This is a genomic window from Winogradskyella damuponensis (assembly GCF_039538385.1).
Classification (GTDB): domain Bacteria; phylum Bacteroidota; class Bacteroidia; order Flavobacteriales; family Flavobacteriaceae; genus Winogradskyella; species Winogradskyella damuponensis.
This window is the reverse complement of sequence record NZ_BAABCB010000002.1, coordinates 12,961-38,791: the sequence shown is the minus strand read 5'-3', so window position 1 is coordinate 38,791 and position 25,831 is coordinate 12,961. Positions and strand designations below refer to the sequence as shown.

General features: G+C 32.5%; 19 protein-coding genes and 2 tRNA genes. 4 read left to right on the top strand and 17 right to left on the bottom strand.

The annotated features are described in order from the left end of the window. Positions 1-37: 37 nt before the first annotated feature. A complete protein-coding gene (porU, locus tag ABD730_RS00220; RefSeq protein WP_334470579.1) occupies positions 38-3,904 on the bottom strand; it encodes a type IX secretion system sortase PorU in 3,867 nt (1,288 codons plus the stop codon). Positions 3,905-4,179: 275 nt separating this feature from the next. Here porU and gldJ point away from each other — a divergent pair, with 275 nt between their 5' ends. Together gldJ and ABD730_RS00210 are read left to right on the top strand one after the other, a co-directional pair. Further along, positions 4,180-5,868, top strand: a complete 1,689-nt coding sequence (gene gldJ, locus ABD730_RS00215) for a gliding motility lipoprotein GldJ (protein WP_334470581.1) — start codon at positions 4,180-4,182, stop codon at positions 5,866-5,868. 65 nt (positions 5,869-5,933) lie between these two features. Continuing rightward, positions 5,934-7,214 carry a UDP-N-acetylmuramoyl-tripeptide--D-alanyl-D-alanine ligase gene (locus ABD730_RS00210; protein ID WP_344711753.1) on the top strand — a complete coding sequence of 427 codons (1,281 nt, stop codon included), beginning with the start codon at positions 5,934-5,936 and terminating at the stop codon, positions 7,212-7,214. A 98-nt stretch (positions 7,215-7,312) separates the two neighbouring features. Here ABD730_RS00210 and ABD730_RS00205 read toward each other — a convergent pair whose 3' ends face one another. From ABD730_RS00205 to ABD730_RS00130, 16 genes are all read right to left on the bottom strand, one after another. Continuing rightward, a complete protein-coding gene (locus tag ABD730_RS00205; protein ID WP_215927557.1) occupies positions 7,313-7,660 on the bottom strand; it encodes a hypothetical protein in 348 nt (115 codons plus the stop codon). Between the two features lie 61 nt (positions 7,661-7,721). After that, on the bottom strand, positions 7,722-8,141 hold the full coding sequence (locus tag ABD730_RS00200) for a hypothetical protein (protein WP_215927555.1): 420 nt from the start codon (positions 8,139-8,141) through the stop codon (positions 7,722-7,724). Between the two features lie 11 nt (positions 8,142-8,152). Further along, positions 8,153-8,572 carry a GreA/GreB family elongation factor gene (locus tag ABD730_RS00195; RefSeq protein WP_334470585.1) on the bottom strand — a complete coding sequence of 140 codons (420 nt, stop codon included), beginning with the start codon at positions 8,570-8,572 and terminating at the stop codon, positions 8,153-8,155. A 14-nt stretch (positions 8,573-8,586) separates the two neighbouring features. Then, the gene (locus ABD730_RS00190; protein ID WP_334470587.1) at positions 8,587-9,903 is read right to left on the bottom strand and encodes a Glu/Leu/Phe/Val family dehydrogenase; all 1,317 of its coding nucleotides are present in this window, start codon (positions 9,901-9,903) and stop codon (positions 8,587-8,589) included. Positions 9,904-10,075: 172 nt separating this feature from the next. Further along, on the bottom strand, positions 10,076-10,240 hold the full coding sequence (locus ABD730_RS00185; protein ID WP_215927549.1) for a hypothetical protein: 165 nt from the start codon (positions 10,238-10,240) through the stop codon (positions 10,076-10,078). A 183-nt stretch (positions 10,241-10,423) separates the two neighbouring features. Next, positions 10,424-11,746, bottom strand: coding sequence for a sigma-54-dependent transcriptional regulator (locus tag ABD730_RS00180; RefSeq protein ID WP_215927547.1), 1,323 nt, complete (start codon positions 11,744-11,746; stop codon positions 10,424-10,426). Positions 11,747-11,754: 8 nt separating this feature from the next. Beyond that, positions 11,755-12,846, bottom strand: a complete 1,092-nt coding sequence (locus ABD730_RS00175) for a sensor histidine kinase (protein WP_334470592.1) — start codon at positions 12,844-12,846, stop codon at positions 11,755-11,757. Positions 12,847-12,975: 129 nt separating this feature from the next. Then, a tRNA-Val gene (locus ABD730_RS00170) sits at positions 12,976-13,050 on the bottom strand. 205 nt (positions 13,051-13,255) lie between these two features. After that, a tRNA-Val gene (locus ABD730_RS00165) sits at positions 13,256-13,330 on the bottom strand. A gap of 63 nt (positions 13,331-13,393) precedes the next feature. Next, the gene (locus ABD730_RS00160) at positions 13,394-14,611 is read right to left on the bottom strand and encodes a bifunctional folylpolyglutamate synthase/dihydrofolate synthase (RefSeq protein ID WP_344711744.1); all 1,218 of its coding nucleotides are present in this window, start codon (positions 14,609-14,611) and stop codon (positions 13,394-13,396) included. 1 nt (position 14,612) lies between these two features. Beyond that, a complete protein-coding gene (locus ABD730_RS00155; protein WP_344711743.1) occupies positions 14,613-15,509 on the bottom strand; it encodes an energy transducer TonB in 897 nt (298 codons plus the stop codon). 76 nt (positions 15,510-15,585) lie between these two features. Then, positions 15,586-15,978 carry an ExbD/TolR family protein gene (locus ABD730_RS00150; RefSeq protein ID WP_215927539.1) on the bottom strand — a complete coding sequence of 131 codons (393 nt, stop codon included), beginning with the start codon at positions 15,976-15,978 and terminating at the stop codon, positions 15,586-15,588. A gap of 3 nt (positions 15,979-15,981) precedes the next feature. Further along, positions 15,982-16,677: a MotA/TolQ/ExbB proton channel family protein gene (locus tag ABD730_RS00145; RefSeq protein ID WP_334471627.1), complete on the bottom strand. Its 696-nt coding sequence runs from the start codon at positions 16,675-16,677 to the stop codon at positions 15,982-15,984. A 78-nt stretch (positions 16,678-16,755) separates the two neighbouring features. After that, positions 16,756-18,147: a sodium:proton antiporter NhaD gene (gene nhaD / locus ABD730_RS00140; RefSeq protein ID WP_215927535.1), complete on the bottom strand. Its 1,392-nt coding sequence runs from the start codon at positions 18,145-18,147 to the stop codon at positions 16,756-16,758. Positions 18,148-18,153: 6 nt separating this feature from the next. Beyond that, a complete protein-coding gene (locus ABD730_RS00135) occupies positions 18,154-19,380 on the bottom strand; it encodes a Glu/Leu/Phe/Val dehydrogenase dimerization domain-containing protein (protein WP_334471655.1) in 1,227 nt (408 codons plus the stop codon). Positions 19,381-19,442: 62 nt separating this feature from the next. Further along, on the bottom strand, positions 19,443-20,519 hold the full coding sequence (locus ABD730_RS00130) for an anhydro-N-acetylmuramic acid kinase (protein WP_344711741.1): 1,077 nt from the start codon (positions 20,517-20,519) through the stop codon (positions 19,443-19,445). 91 nt (positions 20,520-20,610) lie between these two features. Between ABD730_RS00130 and ABD730_RS00125 the strand changes: the two genes are divergently transcribed. Next, positions 20,611-21,753, top strand: a complete 1,143-nt coding sequence (locus tag ABD730_RS00125; protein ID WP_215927531.1) for an acyl-CoA dehydrogenase — start codon at positions 20,611-20,613, stop codon at positions 21,751-21,753. 151 nt (positions 21,754-21,904) lie between these two features. Next, positions 21,905-25,801, top strand: coding sequence for a two-component regulator propeller domain-containing protein (locus ABD730_RS00120; RefSeq protein WP_344711737.1), 3,897 nt, complete (start codon positions 21,905-21,907; stop codon positions 25,799-25,801). Positions 25,802-25,831: the final 30 nt, after the last annotated feature.

Sequence of the window (25,831 nt, the reverse complement as noted above, 5' to 3'; positions counted from 1 at the left end):
TATAATTTCAGCTACAAAACAAAAAAATTAAACACTTCTATAGTATAACAAGTTTTTGAATTTTTTCAACTTGCTTATTTAAACGGTTAGATTTCACTTTTAGTTTATAAACATAGACTCCTTTTCCTATTTTATCTCCAAAATCATCTCTTCCATCCCATATAATGCTTCTAGATAATGACGACGAACCTTTAGAACAACATTCATCGGCACTAGTTTGTCCATTTAAAGTTCTTACCAATTTACCTGTGACTGTAAAAATTTGCACAGAAATATCTAAAGGATCAGAACTGTTATGATTAAACCAAAACTCTGTATAATTCACAAAAGGATTCGGATAATTTAAAACATTATCAATAATCAATTCTTCGTCTTCATCAAAAACTCTAAACTGAATTTCTGCTGTTGAAGAATTATTATAAACATCCCAAGCTTTTAATGTAAGCGTATGTACTCCTGGTTCTAAATCTCTAAAAGGATAAGAAACTGTTCCATTAGTATAATCATCTACACTGGCTTGGTAATAATTATTTAATACAATTGGGTTGGTTTCGTCTCCATCTATAATGGCTGTAATATCGTGACCTATCCCGCTTGCTGTATTGATTCCATTATCGTCTTGAAGTTTTACCAACAACGTTGGTGATTCGTTAGTGATACCTCCAGACACAAAATTTTCGTCATTCATGAATAGATTTATCACTGGTCCGATATCATCTGTTGGTGCATTTTCATTAATACCTCCAACTTTAATATCGAAATTTGCACCTGCTTGATCTGAAAGTTGATCATCCGTTTGAGCATAAAAACTAATTTTACCATTGCCAACAGGAATAACAATATCTCTTGGTACAATAAAATCGAATTCAAATTGCCCATTAACAATACTTGCTTGCCCTTTAAAAATGACTTCCCCTAATGTTGTATAGTCCATAATAATTACACCATCAGCGTCTGTTACTCCATCATTACCTAAGGTTTGACGTTCAATTGGCTTATCATAAACCGTAGCGGTTAATGTTCCTTTATAATTAGGTAATACGTTTCCATTTACATCTACAACCTCACCTGCTAATTTTGTATAAGCTAAAGCTTTAAGTGTATCAATAGGCTGTGTAATTTCTACATCATTAACCTTAGTTAATCTAATATCTGGTTTTGCAAAGGCTAATTTCATTGCTGGATCACCAATTAGAAAGACCAATCGTTTTTGAGAACGCCCAACGATAGAATTATCTGTTTTAGTTAATCGCAATGCTTCTCCAATAGATGGATAATCATTAGAACCAAACGCATAGAGATAATCGTCCAAGGCTAGGTTAAAAAATCTTCCAGTAGATTCTGAGATTTGACGTGTTGTTGTTAGTAAAGCAATGGCACCTCCGTTTTTATTCCAAAAGGTAAACTCTCCTGCTGTATCTCTATGTGGATCATCAAATTTGGTATATTCACAAGTTACAGTTATAAACAAATTGTATTTGCAGATATTATTAACTTCTTGTGAATCAAACTTATCAAAAATCCGTTCTTTTGCTATACCATCTTCTCCGCCATGACCAAAATAATTCACTACTAAAGCTCCAACTTCAATAGCGTCTCTTATGGCTTCATTTACTTTAGGATATCTATCTCCTGCTGCTGTTGACTCTTGCTCAAAAGCATCAGAATGAATCTTTACGACATTTAAAAATGGTTTTTCTTGATTTAGCGAATTCCCCAAACTTTCTGTAGTCTCTTGTAAATTTCTTTCCCAGCCCTCATCAACATCATCAGAAATAAGCAACACATTATTCCTCCAACTGCCATAAGACTCAGATTGATAGTAGGTATTAATTTTATCTACCATTTCTTTGGCTCGCTGTACGTCTTCTGCTAAAATTCGGCCTACAGCGATATCCATTCTATCAGAAGTTGTTAACCCATCTCCTTCATTATCATCTAACATGGCATAGAAATCATCTGAAACAAAGGAATTACCGAGACTAAAACTTGCTTTAGAGTACCATGATGGCACTAAGTTGGTATTATTACGTATTCTATCCTTATAGTCATAAGACCCTTCTCCAAACAAGCATAAATATTTTAATCGTTTGCTTGGTGTACTTGCATTATCATAAACGTATTTAATAAAATTCCTAATTGCAGCTACATCCTGACTTCCTGTACTAAATTCATTATAGATTGTTTCTAAATCAACTACTTTTACGTTTAGATTATACCTATCTCTATTAATTTGCGCTAAACGTTCTGCTTGTGTTGTCAGTTGAGAAGGAGATAAAATAATATAATCTATATCTTCAAACTGTCCTTGGGCATTATTAAAAATAGTTCCTTTTAGATTTTGATTTGCAACACTTGACCTGCTGTCTTTATTAGGTTGTAAAACACTGGCATTAGAAAATGCTATATATGTTTTCTGTTCTCCAGATTGTGCTTTAAAGGTTATTGTATTTTCGCTAGTAGAATTTACAAGATTGGTAACATTAAAACGATCTGTAACATCCCATATTTCTGTTACTGCAGAAGTATTAGACAAGTTATATTGAGCTATTCCAGGTGTGGTAATAACATCTTTATTTTTAAAAACTAACTGATCGCCTTCATAAATTAAGTCTCTAGTTGCTTCAATATTAATATAATCTAAAAATGCATTTGACGATGGGTTACCGTTGTTGTTATAATCAAATGTAACCGTAATCTCATCAGATGTAATAATATGTGAGTTATTGTGTGTTTTATCAGTTGCTAATACAGATCCAGGACTTATGGTTCCTAATCCTATATTATCAACTTGATTTCCATTTATTGAAATCTTCATTGTTGTTTCTACTTCAGAAACAGACCCAACAACAATTTTAAAATCTACAGGAATATCAGTTACTAAATTTGGAAATTCAAATTTATAGGAACGTTGATTTTCAATATCAAAATCATCTCCAAACCAACGTCTACCTATTTTTCCCAGGTTATATTCATCAACTTCGTAGTACTGATAATCTTGAAATGTATTAATTACTATATCTGGCGAAGCATCTATAGTTGGCATTTCTTGAATACGCTTACCATTACCAGAACTGATATTCACATAATAATATGTCTTATCTGTAAATATATTTAAATTGGTTTCACTTTCTTCACTATAAGTTTTAGGTCCTTCACCATAAAAAAGGATGTAATCATTGTTATCAAAGCTTCCATCTTCTTCACCAATGAACTTTACGGCATTTTCTACAACATCGAAAGGGTAATTTTCTGAATTACTTAAAGGTAACATTCTCCCTCCATTACCATAAATTTTTATTGTTCTTGGATCTACTGAATTGGTATTAATACCTAAACTACTTAAAAAGCTTTTGGATAATCTATAGACACCCGAATCTTCAATATAAAAACGAAACCATTGTCCTGTACTTAAAACTGAGTTTACAATTCCATTGGCATCATTTAGGTTGTTGGCTGTACGAGCAGAACGTGTGCTATACGTAATTGTAAAGCCTGTAATTTTTTTATAAACTCCTCTATCCTTAATAATAGGACTTAATTCAAAATAATGAGCACGTTTATCTCTTGCATTAGTATTGTATATCTTATACTTAGGAGAATTTGGAATTAATTTTGGACTTAAATTCTTTAATTCAGAAGCAGAAATAGATTCATAAGCAACATTGGTTAATTGTATTGAGTTTTCATCAATTTGACTTCCGTTACTTTCCCATTGAGCAAAAAAGGTTAAACCATCACTTTCATTATAACTAAAATGATTATCATCAAAAGCAGGCACTTCTATTTTACTATAAGCTGTTTCTAAAACTTTATATCCACTCCAATTTATATTAAATTGTTTTTGCTGCCCAAAACAAAGCACACTAAACAACATCAAAGCGATTATATAGCAATTTTTCATGTATTCTTTTTCGTTTTTAGTCTCAAATAAAATAACGCCTGTTAAAGCACTATATTATGACTTTGCAATTTTTATTTCAAAAATACAACAATAATTCATTTGCTCCCTCGTTATTAAAGAGCAAAATACATCGGCAAATCGAAAAAAGTCCGTTGTTGTGCTCAAAAAAAAGGATGAAATGCACATTTTTTTGCAATTAGACGCGAAAAAAAGTTGTCAGTTTACCTTTAATTGTTATATTGCGACTCTAAAATTAAACGAGCTTACTTAAACGTATGGATATGAAACATGTCTCAAACCTAAAATTTCTAATAGCAGTAACGCTTTGCGCTTCAATTGTAAGTTGCAACCGTTCTTCTAATTCTGGCAATGTAGATACTGCCACAGGATGGAAAATCAACGATAAACAAGGTGGTTTTCAGTACAACACTCAATTTAAGGAACAAGAAACACCTCCTGGAACTGCATTCATTGAAGGCGGAACCTTTACAATGGGTAAAGTAGGTGATGATCCAATGCACGATTGGAATAACACTCCAAATCAACAACATATTCAGTCATTCTACATGGATGAAACTGAAATTACTAACCTAAATTATCTTTATTATTTAGATTATTTAAAAAGTGTTTATCCTCCAGATAACCCAGATTTCGCACTTATATACAAAGGTGCACTTCCTGACACATTAGTTTGGAGAAATCGTTTAGGTTATAATGAAATGATGACAGAAAACTATTTACGTCATCCTGGTTATGCAAATTACCCTGTTGTTGGTGTAAGTTGGATTCAAGCTGTAGAATATGCTAATTGGAGATCTAACCGTGTAGCTGAATTATCTTTACAAGAAGCTGGTTACATTAAAAGAGATGCTCAATATACCGATTTGAATGCTGAAAGTACTTTTGATGTTGATACTTATATTAACGCTCCTACAGAGACTTACGGAGGTAATTCGGAGGTATTAGAAGGTGGAAAACGTAGACAACAAACAGATGCAGATGGCAATCCTGTTAATATTTATGCTAATAGAGAATCTGGTGCAATCCCTGTAAAATACAGACTACCAACAGAAGCAGAATGGGAATATGCCGCTTTAGGTATGAGTGAATTACGTAGCTTTAATGTTTATAGAGGACGTAAAAAATACCCTTGGGATGGTCAATATACAAGATCTGGAAAGCGTGTAAATCGTGGAGATCAAATGGCTAACTTTAAGCAAGGAAAAGGTGATTATGGTGGAATTGCTGGCTGGTCTGACGATGGTGCAGATATTACTGCAGAAGTAAAAACATACTCACCAAACGATTATGGTTTATATGACATGGCTGGTAATGTTGCCGAATGGGTTGCCGATGTTTACAGACCTATTGTTGATGACGAATTCAATGATTTCAACTACTATAGAGGAAATGTATATACTAAGAATGCAATCAATGAAGATGGTACTGTAAAAATTGTAACTGCAGATGAAATTGTTTATGATACATTAAGCAACGGAAAAATTGTAGCTAGAGATTTACCTGGTGAAATCGCAAGAGTTCCTGTAGATGAAGAAGAAACTTATTTAAGAACTAACTTTAGTAAAAGTGATAACATCAACTTTAGAGATGGTGACAAACGTTCTTCTCGTTACTACAGAGAGAATTTTGATGAAACAGAAGGTGGAGCAGCAAAGAAAAATACCACTAGCAAAATGTACAACTCACCAAAACATAGAGTTGAAACAGATTCTGCTGAGGGTAAATTAATTAGAGAATATGACAAATCTAATAGTAGAACATCTTTAATTAATGACGAAGTAAGAGTTTATAAAGGTGGTTCTTGGAGAGATAGAGCATACTGGATTGACCCAGCACAACGTCGTTACTTCCCACAAGATATGGCAACAGATTATATTGGCTTTAGATGCGCAGTATCTAGAGTTGGTTCTAAAAGCCAAAAAGGTGGAAAAAGACGTAACTAATAAACGTTAAATAATATTTTAAAAAGTCCTGATAAATTTATCAGGACTTTTTTATTTTTAAGCTCATGAAAATAGACGATATATATCAAAAATTTAAAGCCTGCACAGCGGTTTCTACAGACACTAGAAAACTTCAACAAGGCTGTATGTATTTTGCGCTTAAAGGGGATAATTTTGATGGCAATCAATTTGTAAATAAAGCTTTTGACGGTGGAGCAAAATATTGTGTTATAAATGATAAAAATGCTTTAATAAGCGATGATTGCATCTTAGTTGAAGATGTATTAACAACACTTCAAAAGCTTGCAACATATCATAGAAAGACAATTAACATTCCTATTATAGCTTTAACTGGCAGCAATGGTAAAACCACTACAAAAGAGCTTATTAATGCGGTTTTAGAAACGACGTACAAAGTAAAAGCTACAGTTGGAAATCTAAACAACCATATTGGTGTGCCATTAACCTTATTAAGTTTTACAAAAGAATTAGACTTTGGAATTGTAGAAATGGGCGCCAATCACCTAAAGGAAATTGCTTTTTTATCTGGTATTGCACAGCCTGATTATGGTTTAATTACCAATTTTGGAAAAGCACACCTAGAAGGTTTTGGAAGCATTGAAGGAGTTATTAAAGCGAAGTCTGAATTGTATGATTTTTTAATGCAAAATCAGAACAAAGTCTTTATAAACACTGACGACAAAAAGCAAGTAACTCAAATTGCTAACTATAATAATGTTAGTCATTTTGGATCTCATACGAATAATGATTGTATTGTTGCTTTTGAAAATGCAAACCCTTATGTCACCATAACATATGATGGCATTACAATTGAAAGTCAACTTATAGGCGATTATAATTATGGCAACATAGCAGTAGCTGTTGCGATTGGAAAATATTTTAATGTAAGCTCTGATAACATACAAAAAGCTATTGAAAGTTACCACCCAGATAATAACCGCTCTGAAATTATAGAAAAAGGCAATACAAAAATTATTCTCGACGCTTACAATGCCAATCCTACAAGCATGTTAGCAGCGCTTAAAAATTTTAAACAACTACAAGTTAAAAACAAGTTTCTCTTTCTTGGAGATATGTTTGAATTAGGTTCTGAATCTGAAAAAGAACATCAAAACATAGTCGATTTTATTGAAGATCATTTTGAAAAAAACACATATTTAATTGGTAAAAACTTTTATAAGACCAAAACCAAAGCATCAACACTTAAGTTTTCAACTTATGAAGATTTAAAACCACATATAGAATCGCTTCAACTTAATAATGCTACAGTTTTGATTAAAGGGTCTCGCGGAATGGCTTTAGAACGAATTTTAACATTATTATAAAATAAATAGCCGTGAAAGAATTCTCTTTCACGGCCTGCTATTAACAACAAAAAAATAATTGGGAATTACCCTTTTGTAATCTTAAGTAAAAATTTAAGTTATTCTCTTCTGTACTTTCTTAGAGACAAGTAGAATTTATTTTTAAAAGTATTACACTCATCAACGAGCTTCATATAACTTATCCGCTTCTGTTCATGGAATCTTAATCGGTTTAAATCATATTCAGTTTTCCCATATTGATATTCGGTTTTCAACTCTTGCTCGTACTTGCATAAGATGGCCATATTTAAGACATTCTTTCTTCGAATGGCTTGAATAGTACTAGAAACAGAAGCCTTTTTAATAAGCTGTTTTTCTATAACACTAAAATGATCCAGTTCGTTATTAAAAAATTCTAAAGTATTAATCCATAGATTTAATTCGTTTAAATCTTTTTGTATACACAATTTTCTTTGCTGATTAAGTTGATGCGATAAAACGGTGTTCAAAAGCTTATATGATATAAGATTAATTAATTTTTATAAGTGTAAACTTTCCTTGTACTTTATTAAAAAACTCATCTTTAAGCCTCCTGTATTTATCCAAGTGATATAGGTAACTTCTCCTATAACTTTCGTGCTCATTAATGTATGCCATATCGCATTGTGTATCCTCACACTCTACAATGTTAGATCTAGAATTTGAATATTTTATAAGTGCTTCTAATAGGATTTCGTTTTCAACTTTCTTTTTTTGAAAACGCTCCTCAACACTATAGTCTTCCAATTTTTCATTTAGATCTGCGGTGCAAATATTAATAAGGTTAACCAACTCTTTTTTTATATACTTTAAATGATTAATCCAATTACTTAACTCCATAGTGTTGATTTTATGTGTTACATCAACATCTGAATCGTGATGAAAAATTTCAGTATTTAAAGTTGTCATATCTTATATTTTTACATTACAATATCTAATCCACTAAACGTTTCTTCTTGGGTTACATCAATAATTTTTAGCTGTTGTTTCCCTCCTGGAAAATCCCAAAAAATGGTATCCTCTTTTGAATAACCAATTAATGCAGATCCCATTGGTGTAAGAATAGAAATCTTATTTTGTTTTATATTTCTTTCTGTTGGAATTACAACTTGTAACTTTTTTTCCAAACCATTTTCTAAAACTAGCGTCACGATACTATTAAATCTAATAATATCCTTAGGCATTTCTTCTTCACTAACAATCTGAGCTGTTTTTAGCTCTTCAGACAGTTTCATTAAACATTTTTGAGTTTCATGGTCTTCGGCATAACCCGATACATTTAGTATACGTTTTAAGTAAACGTATTCTTTCTTTTCAATTATTAAACTTCCGTACTTCATGTTTTTACATTTATTTATGGAAAAATACCTCTTTGTATATATGCTTTTTCTATACGTTCAATAGCAATACAAAATGCTGCTGTACGCATATCTATATTTTCATTTTTAGAATAGTCATAAACTTTATTAAAAGATTCTTTCATCTTTTTGTCAAGTTTAGCCATAACTTCATCTAGTTGCCAAATTTCACCATTTCGGTTTTGCAACCATTCAAAATAACTACCTACAACTCCCCCTGAGTTACATAAGATATCTGGTATGATAGTAATTCCTTTATCTAAAAGAATTTTTTCACCTTCTACATTGGTTGGGCCATTTGCTCCTTCGGCAATAAGTTTTCCTTTTATTTTTGATGCATTTTCTTTAGTAATTTGATTTCCTAAAGCAGCAGGAATAACAATATCACAATCTAAACCAAAGAACTTATCTTTATTAACGGGCTTTGCATCAGGAAAATCTGCAATACTACCTTCATTGATTTTAGTATATTTAGAAAGCTCTTCAACTGCTATACCTTTTTGATTTTGAATACATCCATATGCATCTTGTACTGCTACTAATTTTGCTCCGTCTCTTTCTAAAAAAAGAGCAGCCCAATAACCAACATTACCAAAACCTTGGACGATAAATTTCTTTCCTTCTAAATTTACATCGTTTTTTTCTGCCCAGAATTTGATAGTCAAGTACACTCCGTAACCGGTTGCTCTATCTCTTCCTTCAAGTCCACCACTTCCATCTGGTTTTCCTGTAACTATATGCTGGTTTGCATTACGTTCTGCTGGCGGACGCGTACTCATATAAGTATCTGCTATCCATGCCATAGTTTGGCTATTGGTATTCACATCTGGAGCAGGAATATCGTGTTCTGGTCCAATATTATCTGCTAAAGCAAACGTAAAACGTCTTGTAATACGCTCTAATTCGCCTTCAGAATATTTAGAAGGATCTAATTTAATACCTCCTTTACCACCTCCATAAGGCAAACCTGCCAAAGAAGTTTTCCATGTCATCCACATAGCTAAAGCTCTTGCAGCATCTAGATCTACAGTTGGATGATAACGTAAGCCTCCTTTATATGGTCCTAATGCGTTATTATGTTGTACTCTGTATCCTGTAAATATTTCCACCTCACCATTATCCATTTTAACTGGAAAATTCACAAGAATTTCATTATTGGTTATGCTTAATATTTTTCTAATGTTTGGATGTAAATTGATTTGGTCTGCAGCACTATTAAACTGCTCCATCACGTTATCCATCATACCTCTTACAGGTACTTTTTTTGTCGCTTTTTTGGTTGTTTTTTTCAAATCTGCTGTTAATGTTGTCATTATAGTATGTTTAAATTTTTATTTGAAATAGCGATTAGTTATCGATCTTTCATGATATTTCTCAATGATATATTTATTTCTAGAAACTTCTTTAGCAGATTTTTTATCTACTAGATTTCGAGTTTTAAATACTGATATTAATGCGTTAAAAATCATAATTTATTATTAAATATTAAGCTAATTCTAGTTCCTGCTTAGGCTGTTGTACTTTTTCTAAAAAAACCTCTTCTGATTTAATTTCATCAAACTCACTACAAGACCAAACCTTATCCTTTTGTGCTGTTAAAACACAATCGTTGCGATGCATGCAACTCGGACAAATATTAAAATGATTCATAATAAATACTATTAATGTTATTTGTATAGTGAAGCAATGCTTGTGCCAAAACAGCCAATCGTGGCTCTGCAAAACAACAAAAGCCTGTAAACAAAGAATAGTTAGTGACTTGAATTATAAAACACAAAAAAGAGATTGGTACAAAATTACCCAATAGAGTAAAAAAGTACCAGTTAAAGAATATTATTCTGAAAGTTTTTGACGAATTGTTTTTCGGTCTATTTGAAGAATTTCTGCAGCCTTAGTTTTATTATTATCTGTAGCGCGTAAGACCTTTTCAATATATCTTTTTTCAATGACTTTTAACGGCTCCAATTTGTCTTTAGAAAAATTTAAAGTGTATTTTAAATGTTCAGGCAAATGTGCTACGTCTATAATTTTATCACACATAATCACTGCACGCTGAATAATATTTTCTAATTCTCTAATATTTCCTGGCCAATCGTAACGTTTTAGAATTTCCAAAGCTTCTGGTGTAATTTTAAGAAATCTATCTTTATACTCTACTCCATATTTAAAGAGAAACTTATCTACTAATAACTGAATATCTTCTTTTCGCTCTCTCAAAGGTGCTATTTCAATTTCGACAACAGTTAACCTATAAAACAAATCTTCTCTAAAGGTTTGCTTCTGTAGCATATCACGCAAATCGCTATTAGTTGCCGCTATAACGCGTATATCTACTTTTTCTGCTTTTGTTGCCCCAACTTTAACAACTTCTTTTTCTTGTAATACGCGTAACAACCTTGACTGAACTGCTAGTGATGCATTACCTATTTCATCTAAAAAAATAGTACCTCCGTTAGCAGCCTGAAAAAACCCTTCTCTATTAGTTTCTGCTCCTGTAAATGCACCTCTTAAATGCCCAAACAATTCTGCTTCTAAAAGATTTTCTGGTATTGCTCCACAATTTACAGCAATAAATGGCGCTCTTGCAAACTTACCTTGATAATGAATTGCTCTAGCAACCAACTCCTTTCCCGTACCACTTTCACCTTTAATAAATATCGTAGCTTTATTATCTTTTACACGCTCAATGACCTGAATGACATCGTTTATCTTTTCTGAATTACCTATAATTTCCCCGTAAGAAGACTCTTGTTCGTCTTCAGATTGGTTAGGTTTCCGGATTTGATTATTAGAAATAGATTTATCTATTGCAGATTTTAATTCATCCTTTGTAAATGGCTTTGTTAAGTAATCTACCACTCCTGATTTAATTGCAACTAATGAATCTTGAACTGAAGGATAACCTGTAACAACTAATTTTTGCAATTTTGGGTAGTGCTCTGACACAAACTTAATAAGTTCTGAACCATCTAACTCAGGCATTTTTAAGTCTGTAATCAATAAGTCTATTTGTGAATCTCGCAAAATTGTTACGGCTTCTTTTACTGACATCGCCTTAAAAACATGATAATTCCACGATTGCAAATGACGCTGTAACAACTCTAAGATGTTAACATCATCATCTACAATAAGTATATTTTCTTTGCGTAACTGCATGGTGTCATTTATTCTTTTGGGAGTATTATTGTAAATATAGCACCTTTATTTGGCATATTCTCAGCTGTTATTGTGCCTTTATGAGACGCTACAATGCCATGTACAACACTTAGCCCTAGTCCAGAACCATCTCCTGTAGGTTTGGTTGAAAAAAACGGCTGAAACACTTTATCCAAATCTTCTGGGTTAAATCCTTTTCCTTCGTCAAAAATTTTCAAAATGATATCTTTTTCTGTTTTTTCAGCCTCAATGGTTACCAATCCATCTTTTGGAGAAAAGTAAATGGCATTAATTAATAAATTGAAAATAATCTGTGTGAGCTGAATAGGATCTGCCTTTAACCATAATTCTTCTTCTTCAATTTTTACAAGATACTTTACATGCTCTTTTCTAAAAGTTGCATCTAATAAGTTTATAGCATTTTTAATATTGGGCACAATGTTAACACGTTTCATTTCTTGCGGCATTTCGCAAGCAAAAAACATAAGCTTCTTTACTACTTCTCTCGAAAAAACTGCATTTTGAATAATTTTATCTAAATCTGATGTTGCACTTTTATTATCTGCTAAATCATCCTTAAGTAATTCTGCAAAGCCTAAAATATTTGCTAAAGGAGTATTAAGTTCATGCGCTATTCCGGCAGTAATTTCACCTAAAATCCCAAGACGATCTGCACGTTCCATTTGCCGTTTTAAAGACGCTTGGTTTTTCTGAATCTCAATACGCTCTAACATGTTTCCAACCATGAGAGCGACATTATCTAAGAGCAACTTCTCTTCATTTAAAAAATCGTTCTCGCTATAATTTACACCATTTAAATGCGCACTAATTTCACCTTTAACCTCATTAAAAAGTTTAATTTCAGAAGTAATAAAAACAGACTTTCCTTGTCTTTTTTCAGTTACAACTTTGTTATGCTCTGTTTGTATTATAATTTGGGTGTCTTCAGATTGTTGAAATGCTTTTTTTAAACTAAAAGCTACAGCTCTTAATGTGTCCTTAAGCAACACGATATTAACATCTCCTATTATGGATGAAACTTCATATAGACAAGTTAACTCCTTAATACGTTCTTGTAATGCTGCTTCTGTAGTATTCATATCTCAATTAACAAATATACTTTCAAAAAACAAAACATAATTATCCAATAAATTATATAACAGCAATGCTCTGTAATTTTTAAACGAAAAAACCCGATTTACAATTATAAATTGGGTTTTCTAATAATGTGGGTCATACTGGATTCGAACCAGTGACTTCCACGTTGTCGACGTGACACTCTGAACCAACTGAGTTAATGACCCTTTGTAATTGACTTTAGCATTTTTTAAACAAATGAACTTAATCTTAGATGCCCTTGAACGCAATTGCATCTGCTATTGAAATATTGAATCAGTTAGGTAATTCTTAAAATATCTGTTTTATAAATTACCAAAACTAATAACTTCACTCGCTTATTAAAAGCAAAAAACCCGATCTACTTTCGTAAATCGGGTTTCCTTTTGGAAGTGGGCGACAAGGGATTCGAACCCCTGACCCCTTGGGTGTAAACCAAGTGCTCTGAACCAACTGAGCTAGTCGCCCTAATAATTAGGACTGCAAAGATAGTCTAGTTTTTAATATCTCAAAACATTTTTTAATAAAAATTTAAATTATTTCTGCTACAACAAAAGTACTACCGCCAACATAAATCAAATCATCTTTATTAGCATTTGATTTTGCGACAGTTAAGGCTTCACTAACACTTTTATAAGATTCTCCTAATAATTGATTTTTTTTAAAAGCAGTCATCAATATTTTAGCATTTAAGCCTCTTTGCACGTTTGGTTGACAAAAATAATAGCTTGCTTCTTTAGGAAGTAAAGGAATTATAGTGTCCAAATCTTTGTCATTTACAACACCAAATACAATATGAAGCTTATTAAAGGTTTCTTTTTTTATTTGCTCCATTACATAAGTTAACCCTTCTTTATTGTGCGCCGTATCACAAACAACCTTCGGATTGTGCCCTAATATTTGCCATCGGCCTTGCAAACCAGTATTACCAACAACATTTAAAAGTCCTTTTTCTAAATTATTTTTAGAAATCTTAAAACCTAGTTCTTTTAAAATATTTATTGATTGTATAACCGTTTTAATATTATGTACCTGATAAGACCCTTTTAAATCGCTCTCTAAAGCTTCATTTATAATTTGATCTGCAAAGTAAATCGTAGAATTAGCTTCGCTTGCTTTTTGTTTAAATACACTTTCGGTTTCAGGATGTGTTTCTCCAATAACAACAGGAACATTTTGTTTTATAATTCCGGCTTTCTCTCCTGCAATTTCTTGAAATGTGTTTCCTAAAAACTGCGTGTGATCAAAACCTATGTTTGTAATTACAGATAATTCTGGTGTAATAATGTTTGTAGAATCTAATCGACCACCCAAGCCAACCTCAACAATAGCAATATCTACTTTTTGCTTTGAAAAATAATCGAAAGCCATACCAACAGTCATTTCAAAAAACGACAGTTGATTATCTTCTAAAAATGCTTTATTCTTCTTTATAAAAGCTATAACAGCCTGCTTGCTTATAACTTTACCATTAATACGAATACGCTCTCTAAAGTCCTTTAAATGTGGAGACGTGTATAGGCCAACTTTATATCCTGATTCTTGTAAAATTGAAGCCAACATATGACTTGTTGACCCTTTACCATTAGTGCCAGCAACATGAACAGATCTAAACTTACCTTCTGGATGGTTGAGATACGTGGCTAAATTAATGGTATTAGTTAAGTCTTTTTTAAAAGCTGAGTTGCCTTTATTTTGATACATTGGAAGTTGTTGAAACATCCAATTCACAGTATCTTGATAATTCATTCTATTGACCTACATCAAAATTAATACTCACAAAACCAACTTGAGTTGTTGGTGCCTCAGGATCTGCTGGCCATTTATGAGACATGGCTATTTTTTTTGCAGGTTCTAATAAACAAGGATCTGTATTGGTTGTGCCCTTAATTCCAGGTTCTGCTTTAATTACTTTGCCTTGTCTGTTTACTTGAATTCTTACAACAACTAAGCCGTATTCGTTGCAGTCTTGCTTATATATTTGCTTGGATGGTATGCCTCTACCTCCTAGGCCGTATCCTACACCTCCTTTTCCTGGACCTGAACCTCCAAAATAACTTGGTGCATAAGGATCACCATCTAATTGTCCTTTATTCCCACCTTGACTATCTGGTCCTTCTCCTCCATCTGTATTGCCTTCTGCATTTTTCACACCTCCAATCATAGCATCGAGCTTTCTCTTTTTCTCAGCTTCTTCAGCACGTTTCTTTTCTTCAGCCTCACGTTTTTCTCGCTCTATCTTTTCTGCGGCTGCTTTAGCTTCTGCCTTAGCCTTTTCTTCAGCCGCTTTAGCTTTTGCTTCAGCTTCTTTTTGCTTTTTTATAGCAATTTCTTCAGCGTTATCTTGCGTCATCACTTCTTCGGCTTTGGTTGCCGCTTCAGTAGGTGTCACTTGTGATTCTTCCGGTACCACTTCTTCAACAGCACTTTCTTCTACTATTTTTTCTTCAACAGCCTTTTTAGGTTCACTTAATGGTTTATTGCCGCTACCAAAATCTGTGGTCCCAAAGTTTACTGCTACACCATATTCTTCTGGAGGATCCATATATTGAGGCCCAACAACAAACAATAGCAGTAACAGTATCAAAGAAATGAGTACTGTAATTTTTGCCGAATTGCGTTCGTGTTTAGTCTCTAAATATTTCACTTTATAGGTATTGTTTTAAACTTATCAAATTTTGAAACCTTGTTGGTTTCCAAAGCTATTTTCAAAAATGATGCCGTTAATTAGGTTGAACAGCTAATATCACTTTAAACTTATTTCTATTGGCAATATCCATAACCTTCACTACATTTTCTACAGGTACAGATTTCTCTGCTCTCAATACGATTGTTGGTGATTCTTGGTTAGACAGAATAGATACTAACTCTGTTTCTAAAACACTTTCACCAACGCGTTTTTGATCAATATAATAGGTCAAATCTTTTTTGATACTTACTGCAGTCGATTTTTTATTTTCAGTCTTACCACTTGCTTTTGGCAATATAATATCAATAGCATTAGTACTTACCAATGTTGACGCTATCATAAAAAATATTAATAACAAGAATACAATATCGGTCATTGACGCGAAATTGAATTCTGGTGTTACTTTATTTCTTCCTCTAATGTTCATAAATTAGATAGGTTCGTTTAAATGATCTAAAAATTCAATAGAATTTGCTTCCATTTGGTAAACAACTTTATTCGTTCTTCCTACAACATGGTTATATGCAACGTATGCAATAATACCAACTATAAGTCCACCAACAGTTGTAGTCATAGCTGTATATAATCCACTTGCTAAAACATCCATTTGAATGGTTCCTCCTGCATTTGCCAATTCAAAAATTGAAATAATCATACCAACAACAGTTCCTAAAAACCCAATCATTGGTGCAACTCCAGAAATAGTAGCTAACACACTTACGTTTTTCTCTAGACTATAAATTTCTAAACGCCCAGCATTTTCTATAGCTGTATTAATATCTTCTAGAGGTTTTCCTATTCTAGTAATTCCTTTAGCAATTAATCTCGAAACTGGTGAATTTTGCTGAGCACATAACATTTGTGCTGAATCTATCTTACCATTACTTACGTGATCTTTAATCTGATTCATAAAGTTTGAATCGACTTTAGACGCAGCTTTAATGGCAAAAATGCGTTCAAAATAAATATAAGTAGCTATAATTAAGAGTAAGAACAAAATAAGAATAATCACTATTCCTGATGTTCCTCCACTTGTAATTAATTCAATAATAGATAAGGTTTTTTCAACTGGTTCTCCCTCTGTTAAAATATCTACTTCATCTTGAATAGTATTTAATGATATCATACTAAAATATTTAATTTTTTAAAGTTGTACTGTTTATAACGCTAAGTTTATAGCTTAAGTATATTTATTATTTTAATATTAAAAAATAGCTCTTGTTACCATAAAGGCTGCTGCTCCAGCTAGAAACCCAACTAATGCCAACCAAGATATTTTCTTTAAATACCAAAAGAAATCTATTTTTTCCATTCCCATTGCCACAACACCTGCTGCAGAACCGATGATTAACATACTTCCTCCAGTACCTGCAGAATAAGCTATAAAGTGCCAAAGCTCATTATCTAATGGTTCTGAGAACATACCTAAACTTGCTGCAACCAAAGGTACGTTATCTATTACAGCCGATCCAACTCCAAGAAGTAATACCACTAAATCCGATACACCTTCATGATGAAACTCTGTACCTAACATTGGCATAGTATCTTGAAGTGAACCTGCAAAACCGAATAAAATTCCTAAAGATTCTAAGGCAGCAACTGCCATTAAGATGCCTAAGAAAAACAATATACTTGGCAATTCAATTTTAGATAATGAATGATGAACAGGACTATGACTTGCATTAGAATTATGTTCTTCTGAACTCACTTCTGAAATTGAAAATTTAGAACTACTATATACTTCAGCAAAAATAGCAACAACACCCAATGACAACATCATACCTACATAAGGAGGTAAGTGTGTAATCACTTTAAATATTGGCACAAAAATAATAGCTCCCAATCCTAAGAATAACATGGTAGCACTAAACTTGTTTTTTGGTTTACCATCTGACTCTTGCAATTCTAAATCGCCTTTAAAAGGCTTTAAAAATGACGCAATAAAAGTTGGTACTACCATACATAACAATGAAGGGATAAATAAATACGAGAACAATTTACCTGTAGACACTTTATCTCCAATCCAAAGCATTGTTGTTGTCACATCTCCTATAGGCGACCAAGCACCACCTGCATTTGCGGCAATAATAATTAAACCAGCATACCATATTCTTACATCTCTTTCTTTTACAATTTTTTGAAGAATTGATATTAAAACAATTGTGGCAGTAAGGTTATCAATGATTGCTGAAAGTAAAAAGGCTAAGATTGCAAACATCCATAGCAGTTTCTTCCTACTGTTAAAATTTACAGCATTTTTAATGGTAGAAAACCCATCAAAATAATCTATTATTTCAACAATGGTCATTGCACCTAATAAAAATACAAGAATCTCTGCTGTCTTACCTAAATGATGAAGTAAGGTTTCTTCCATTAAGTGCATTTTCTCTTCATGCGGAAGTAAACCAAAATTGTCCATTAGGCTATGATTAGCAGAATCAAACCATTGAGTAAATCCATCAATACCTAATGAAATCAGTGCCCAACTTATAGCCATCATGACTAAAGCAGGGATTAATTTATCAATTTTAATATTGTGTTCTAATGTTATGGCCAAATAGCCAAAAACAAATACAAGAATTATTGCAGCTTCCATTATATGTTATATCAATTGTTTTAACGCTATTTCAAAAGCTGTTTCACTTATACCTATTCTTGTTGAATTATTTTCATGCACTTTTTCTAAAGCTTTCCTTATAACATCAGATGTGTCATTAAAAATAGCTTCATCAGTCATTAGCACTTTACGTTCCATAAAATAAGCAAAAACTCTTGCCATACCACAATTTGAAATAAAATCTGGTATTAGGCTCACTTTTTGGTCTGTATGTTCCATTATAGATCCAAAAAATATTTCTTTATCAGCAAAAGGGACGTTAGCACCACAGGTAATCACTTCTAAACCTGTAGTAATCATCTGATCAATTTGATCTTGAGTCACTAACCTCGATGCGGCACAAGGTGCAAATATTTCAGTCTGTAACGACCATATACTTTCATTGATTTCTTCAAACGGAATAAGGTTATCTGCAACTAGTGTATTACCATTTTTTGCAAGGTATAAATCTGTGATCTCTTCAAATGTAAATCCATCTTTATTGATTAACCCTCCAACTCTATCAATGATACCAACAACTTTTGCTCCCATTTGTGCGAAATAAAAAGCAGCTGCAGCACCTACGTTTCCAAATCCCTGAACAACAACGCGTTTTCCTTTTACAGAATCTCCATTAATATCATAGAAGTGTTTTGCTGCTGTAGCGACACCATAACCCGTAATCATATCTGCAACGGTATATTTTCTATTAACACTAGGAGAAAAGTCTGGATTTTCAATAACCTTGATAACACCTTGTCTTAACTGACCAATTCTATTAATTTTATCGGCTTGTGTTGGTTTAAAATGGCCTTCAAAGACACCTTCTTGAGGATGCCAAACACCACTCTGCTCAGTAATTGGAATAACTTCGTGAATTTCATCTACATTTAAATCACCACCTGTTCCATAATAACTTTTTAATAAAGGAGATACCGCTGCATACCAACGTTCTAAAACACCTTTTTTCCTTGGATCTTGTGGGTCAAAATTTATTCCAGATTTAGCTCCACCAATGGCAGGGCCAGAAACTGTAAATTTTACTTCCATCGTTTTAGCAAGAGACAACACTTCATTTCTATCTAATCCTTTTCGCATTCGTGTTCCACCACCTGCTGCTCCACCACGTAATGAGTTTATAACTGTCCACCCTTCCGCATCTGTTTCTGAGTCGTTCCAATGAAATACGATTTCGGGAGTCTTATTTTCGTATTTCTGAAGTAAATCTTTTATCAATTTATTTTTTGTTTTATTTCCGGTAACAAATATAAAAAACAATCGAACCGAAATGTTAATTAATTTAGATTTTTAGGGATTAATCTTTTTCCTGATGAATGATTTTGATTTGCACCTGTTACACTTTTTAAACAGTTAACTTCGTTTCTCTCTTTTAATACTCCAAGCAATCCAAAAATTAAAGCTTCTTTAAATTCTATAATTTCATTTTCTGGTATTACAATTTTAGATTTAGAGAAATGACTAATTCTATCCATTAAAAAATCATTGTAAACTCCACCTCCTGTAACTAAAACCTTTGTATTGCTTTCTGTTAGAATTCTAGAGACCTGAATAGCAACATGTTCAATAAATGTTCGTAATATATCTTTTGTTTCAAGCTTATAAGGTTCAATAAGTGGAAAGATATTTAATTCTACCCATTCTAGACCTAAAGATTTTGGTGCTTGTTCGTTATAAAAACGAAGTGTGTTTAACTGAAATAGTAACGCTTCATTTACCTGTCCTGTTGAAGCTATTTTACCTTTATCATCATATTCTAAATTTAATTTAGAAACATAATAATTTAAAACAATGTTTACAGGGCAAATATCAAACGCAATTCTTTTATTTTTAGATTCAAAAGAAACATTGGCAAAGCCGCCTAAATTGAGACAATAATCAAAATCTTTAAATAACAAACGATCACCTATAGGTACTAAAGGCGCTCCTTGTCCACCAAATTCTACATCTTGAACTCTAAAATCACAGATAACTTTTTCATTTAAAACATCTGCTAACACTTGCAGATTACCTATTTGATAAGTTACCCCTTGTTTTGGTTGGTGTAAAGCCGTATGTCCATGCGAGGCAATAAAATCTATATCTTTAATGTGATGTTGTTTTATAAATGTTGAAATTACTGTTGCTAGATATTTAGAATATAACGAATCAATATCCTGCAATTGGTCCATTGACTGGTTAACTAATGCTCCCAATTGTAATTTCCATTGTGCTGAATACTTTACAGTTTCTGCATCGTGAATTTTAAAATCCCAATGGGCATCAACAACATCATAGGTTGCATAAATAAGATCTATACCATCTAGTGAAGTTCCTGACATTACACCAATAACTTTATAAGTAAATTTTGTCATATGAGTAAAAATAATATTCCTTATTGAAAATACCGCAATAAAAAATTATCTTTGCATCAAAATTTTAAGAAATCAATAATATTTATAGTATATGGACTTTAACTTAACAGAAGAACATTTAATGATTCGTGATGCAGCACGAGATTTTGCACAAACAGAATTACTTCCTGGTGTCATAGAACGTGATAATGCACAAACTTTTCCTGAAAGCTTAGTACGTAAAATGGGTGAATTAGGATTTTTAGGCATTATGGTAGATCCTAAATATGGCGGAAGCGGTATGGATGCTATTTCTTATGTACTCATCATGGAAGAATTATCTAAAGTAGATGCCTCTGCTTCTGTTATGGTTTCAGTAAATAACTCTTTGGTTTGTTACGGATTAGAAGCATACGGAAATGAAGCTCAAAAAGAAAAATATTTAACAAAATTAGCTACAGGTGAATGTATTGGAGCATTTTGTTTAAGCGAACCAGAAGCTGGTAGTGATGCTACATCTCAAAAAACAACCGCTATAGATAAAGGTGACCATTACGTTTTAAATGGTACAAAAAACTGGATTACAAACGGTGGACGTGCCGAAGTTTATTTAGTTATTGCTCAAACAGACAAGCATAAAGGCTCTCATGGTATTAATGCCTTTATTGTTGAAAAAGGTATGCCTGGTTTTGATATTGGTCCTAAAGAAGACAAATTAGGAATTAGAGGTAGTGATACGCATACATTACAATTTAATGACGTAAAAGTTCCTAAAGAAAATAGAATTGGTGATGATGGCTTTGGATTTAGATTTGCTATGAAAACACTTTCTGGCGGACGAATTGGTATTGCTGCACAAGCCTTAGGTATTGCTGCTGGTGCTTATGAATTAGCTTTAAAATATTCTAAAGAACGTAAAGCTTTTGGTACAGAAATTTGTAACCACCAAGCTATAGCGTTTAAATTAGCGGATATGCATACTGAAATTGAAGCTGCAAGAATGTTAGTGATGAAAGCTGCTTGGGATAAAGACCAAGGGAACAATTATGACATGTCTAGTGCTATGGCAAAATTATATGCTAGTAAAGTTGCTATGGAACACACAGTTGAAGCTGTACAAATACACGGTGGAAACGGATTTGTAAAAGAATACCATGTAGAACGTTTAATGCGTGATGCTAAAATCACTCAGATTTATGAAGGAACTTCAGAAATTCAGAAAATTGTAATTTCTAGAGGACTTATAAAAAATTAGATAACTACTCATAATATATATTTTAAAACCCATCAAATTTTGATGGGTTTTTACATTTATTCACAAATTGTAATATCAAGTTAAAATTCTTTATATTAGTAAGTTAAACAACATCTTTTTAAGATTCACTGTCATTTAATTTATGGTTTACTTGCTTTACAAAATAATTAATTCTTTCCTTTTTATTTGTTTATTGATTGCTTGTTCATTTTTCGTAAACGCACAAGAGTCTGTAAACGAAAAGCCATTTTCATTTAATAGTCTAACCATCAATGATGGTTTATCTCAAAGCAGCGTTATTAGCATTGCACAAGACAGTGTTGGTTATTTATGGCTTGCAACACAAGATGGGCTGAACAAATATAATGGTAGAAGTTTTAAACACTACGACAAACATTTTGAAGACATTACCAGACCAACATTTAGCAGGCTCGGTAAGATTTATAATGATAACCAAAATCAGTTATGGATTATTACTAATTCTGGAAAACTAGAACTTTACAACTCAAAAACAGATGATTTTAAGCACATCTCAACCTTCAAAAATGTCAGTTCTATATTTCAAGATAAAAATTTAAACACTTATGTTGGCACTTATGGAGACGGCTTATTTAAAATTGATGCGATAACAAAAGACACGCTTCAGGTTTTAAATGAAAATGATAAACAAAGAACTATTTATGATTTTATTGAAACTAATAATTCCTTAATTGTTTCAGCATCTGGTTCGGTATTTGAATTTAAACAGAACACATCTTATAAGGAAATCCTGATAGATTCTCACAATAACGCAAACTTTAGCACATTAGCAAAAGATAAAAGCGGCAACATCTGGTTGGGAACTTTTGGTCAAGGTTTATATTACAGAGAAAAAAAAACAGATTTGTTTGTAAAATATCGGCATAAAGAACTTCCAGAAGACTTAAATATTGAAGATCTTCTTATTGATAAAGAAAACAGATTATGGATTGCGACTTATGGAAATGGAGCTTATAAACTTGACCTAACAAACCAGAATCTCACCAACTTTAAAGCCAACAAAGACAACCCATTTGCTATTCAATATAATGACATCTTATGTTTATATGAAGACGTAACAAATATCATATGGTTGGGTACTGATGGAGCTGGTGCTAATTATTACGATACACATCTAATAAAATTTAATGTATTAACCAATAACCAAGTTCCTAAAACAGTAAATGTTGATGTTGTAAGAAGTATTAGCACTGATAACGATGATAATATATGGATTGGCACCTCTGGAAAAGGCCTAACCTACATTAACTTTAAGACTAAAGAACATAAAACATTCACTGCCAATAATTCTCCTTTAGCTAGCGATAGAATTATTAGCCTACTCAACAATAACAATAATTTATGGATTGGACATCAAGGGTTTGGTCTAAATATTAGAGATATTAACGGAAACTATAAGTCGTTTCCAGAATTAGCCAATTATACCATTTGGCAAATTGTTAGAGAAAACAATGAACAAAGTTGGCTTTGTACTGAACGAAACGGCCTGATTTTATTCGACATAAATAAAGGAATTATTAAGCAATTTAATACCAGTAATTCTTTATTAACAACCAACGACATAAAAACCGTAACCCATGGCGACAATGATGAATTATGGATAGGAAGTGACGATAATGGCCTGTACAAGTTACATACAAGTTTAGATCGCATAACTAATATTAAAACCATCAATAGTAAGATAAAGTCTTTGCTCTACCAAAATGGAATCCTTTGGATAGGAACCAATGGCAAAGGTCTTAAAAAGTATCATATTGAAAACGATACTTTTGAAACGTTTACAACAACGGATGGTTTACCTAACAATGTTATTTATGGAATTTTACCAGATAACAATGGGAATTTATGGTTAAGTACAAATAATGGCATTAGTAAATTTACCAATCAAACTAAAAATAAATTTGAAAATTATAGTAATTACGATGGGTTACAAGCTTTAGAATTTAACACGGGTGCCTACTATAAAGACAAAAACGGTAATCTTTATTTTGGTGGATTAGAAGGTCTCAATTGGTTTAACCCAAACCAATTAACATTTAACACCATAAAACCTAAAACTATTATTACAAAGTTTGAAGTTTATTCAGTAGACCAACCCTTACAACAAAATGCAGCATTTAAATTCAATAAAAACACTATAACTTTTACGTTTTCGAGCCTGCATTTTTCACAACCTGAGCGTAACTCTTATAAATATCAATTGGTGAATTACGATGAAGAATGGATAAATGCAGGCAATAGTAATACGGCACATTACACCAACCTTCCTCCTAACGATTATACTTTTAAAGTTATCTCTAGTAATTATGACGGTGTTTGGAACAATACACCTGCAACATATGCATTTACCATTAACAAACCTTGGTATGGTACTAATTTGGCAAAAATTATTTATGTAATCTTAGGGTTGTTATCTGCATTTGCACTTTATTATTATTTAAAATGGCGTTGGCAAATGAAAATGCAACTTCAGTTTGAACACGAAGAAACTAAACGACTTAAAAAGTTAGACGAATTTAAAACCAAATTATACACGAATATTTCGCACGAATTTAGAACACCACTGACCCTAATTTCTGGACCTATAGAAAATCAACTATCAAAACCAGAACTTTCTAAAAGCGATAAAAAAGAGTTACAACTAGTAAAGCAAAATACGGACAGATTAGTATTGTTGGTAGATCAGATGCTAGATCTTTCAATGCTAGATTCAGGGCAAATAAAATTAAGAGTCTCTAAGGGCAACATAACCGTATTGTTAAAACAAATAGTTAGTGCTTTTCAGTATAAAGCCAATCAGAAAAATATTAAGATAAAAAGCAATATTCAAGATATAAAACAAGTGTGGTTTGATAAAGATGTTATTGAAAAGGTAACATCGAACTTATTATCGAATGCTGTAAAATATGCTCCAAAAGAAAGTGAAATTATATTCGATGTCAATCTTCAAGATGATGTATTGGTGTTATCTATAGTAAATTCTAGCGATCGCGTTGGCAGAAAAGACTTGAGTAAGCTGTTTCAGCGATTCTACCAAGACAACAAACTATCTGATGGTGTTGGTGTTGGCTTGGCATTGGTTAGAGATTTAGTCAACTTGTCTAAAGGGAGCATTATTGCGAATAATATTGATGACAATAAAATTCAATTTACAGTAACACTTCCCATTAAGAAAGAAGCCTTTAGTAATGAAGAAATCATTGAGAACACAAAAGAGACTCTTAATGAGTCTGTACAAGAGGCATCAGAAATTTTAGTCACCGATAAACCTACACTTTTAGTTGTAGAAGATGAACCAGACATACGTGCTTTTATCGTTTCTAATTTCAAAAACAATTACCACTTAATTGAGGCGACCAATGGTGAATCTGGTATAGAAAAAGCACGCAAACACATGCCAGATCTTATTATAAGCGACATTATGATGCCAAAGAAAGATGGTATTGAACTCTGTAATGCATTAAAATATGATGAAATTACAAGTCATATTCCAATCATCTTATTAACGGCAAAAGTAGGTAACGCTAATGAAATTACGGGCTTAAAAACAGGAGCTGATGCCTACGTTACCAAACCTTTTAATAGCGAAAAATTAAAGTTGAAAGTCGATAATTTAATCGAAACCAGACGACAATTACAAAAACACTTCAGTAAAAATTTTAGCATTACACCAGAATTTGCTATTACCTCTACCGAAAACGATTTTCTTCAAAAAATAAAAGACGTCTTAGACGAATACCTAACGGATCCAAACCTTACTAGTGAAAAGTTTAGTGAGAAACTACAAATGAGCAGAACGCAACTCCATAGAAAGATGAAAGCAATCTTTGGTTTATCTACCACTGAATTTATTCGTTCACAACGCTTAAAACTATCGCTCGAATTATTAAAAAATTCGGATGCTACAGTATCTGAAATTGCGTATCAAATTGGTTTTAATTCTCCTTCCTATTTTATAAAATGTTTCAAGGACACGTACAAGACAACTCCTAAAGAATACCCTTCTTAAACACTATATCGCAATTAATCAGTTAATTAC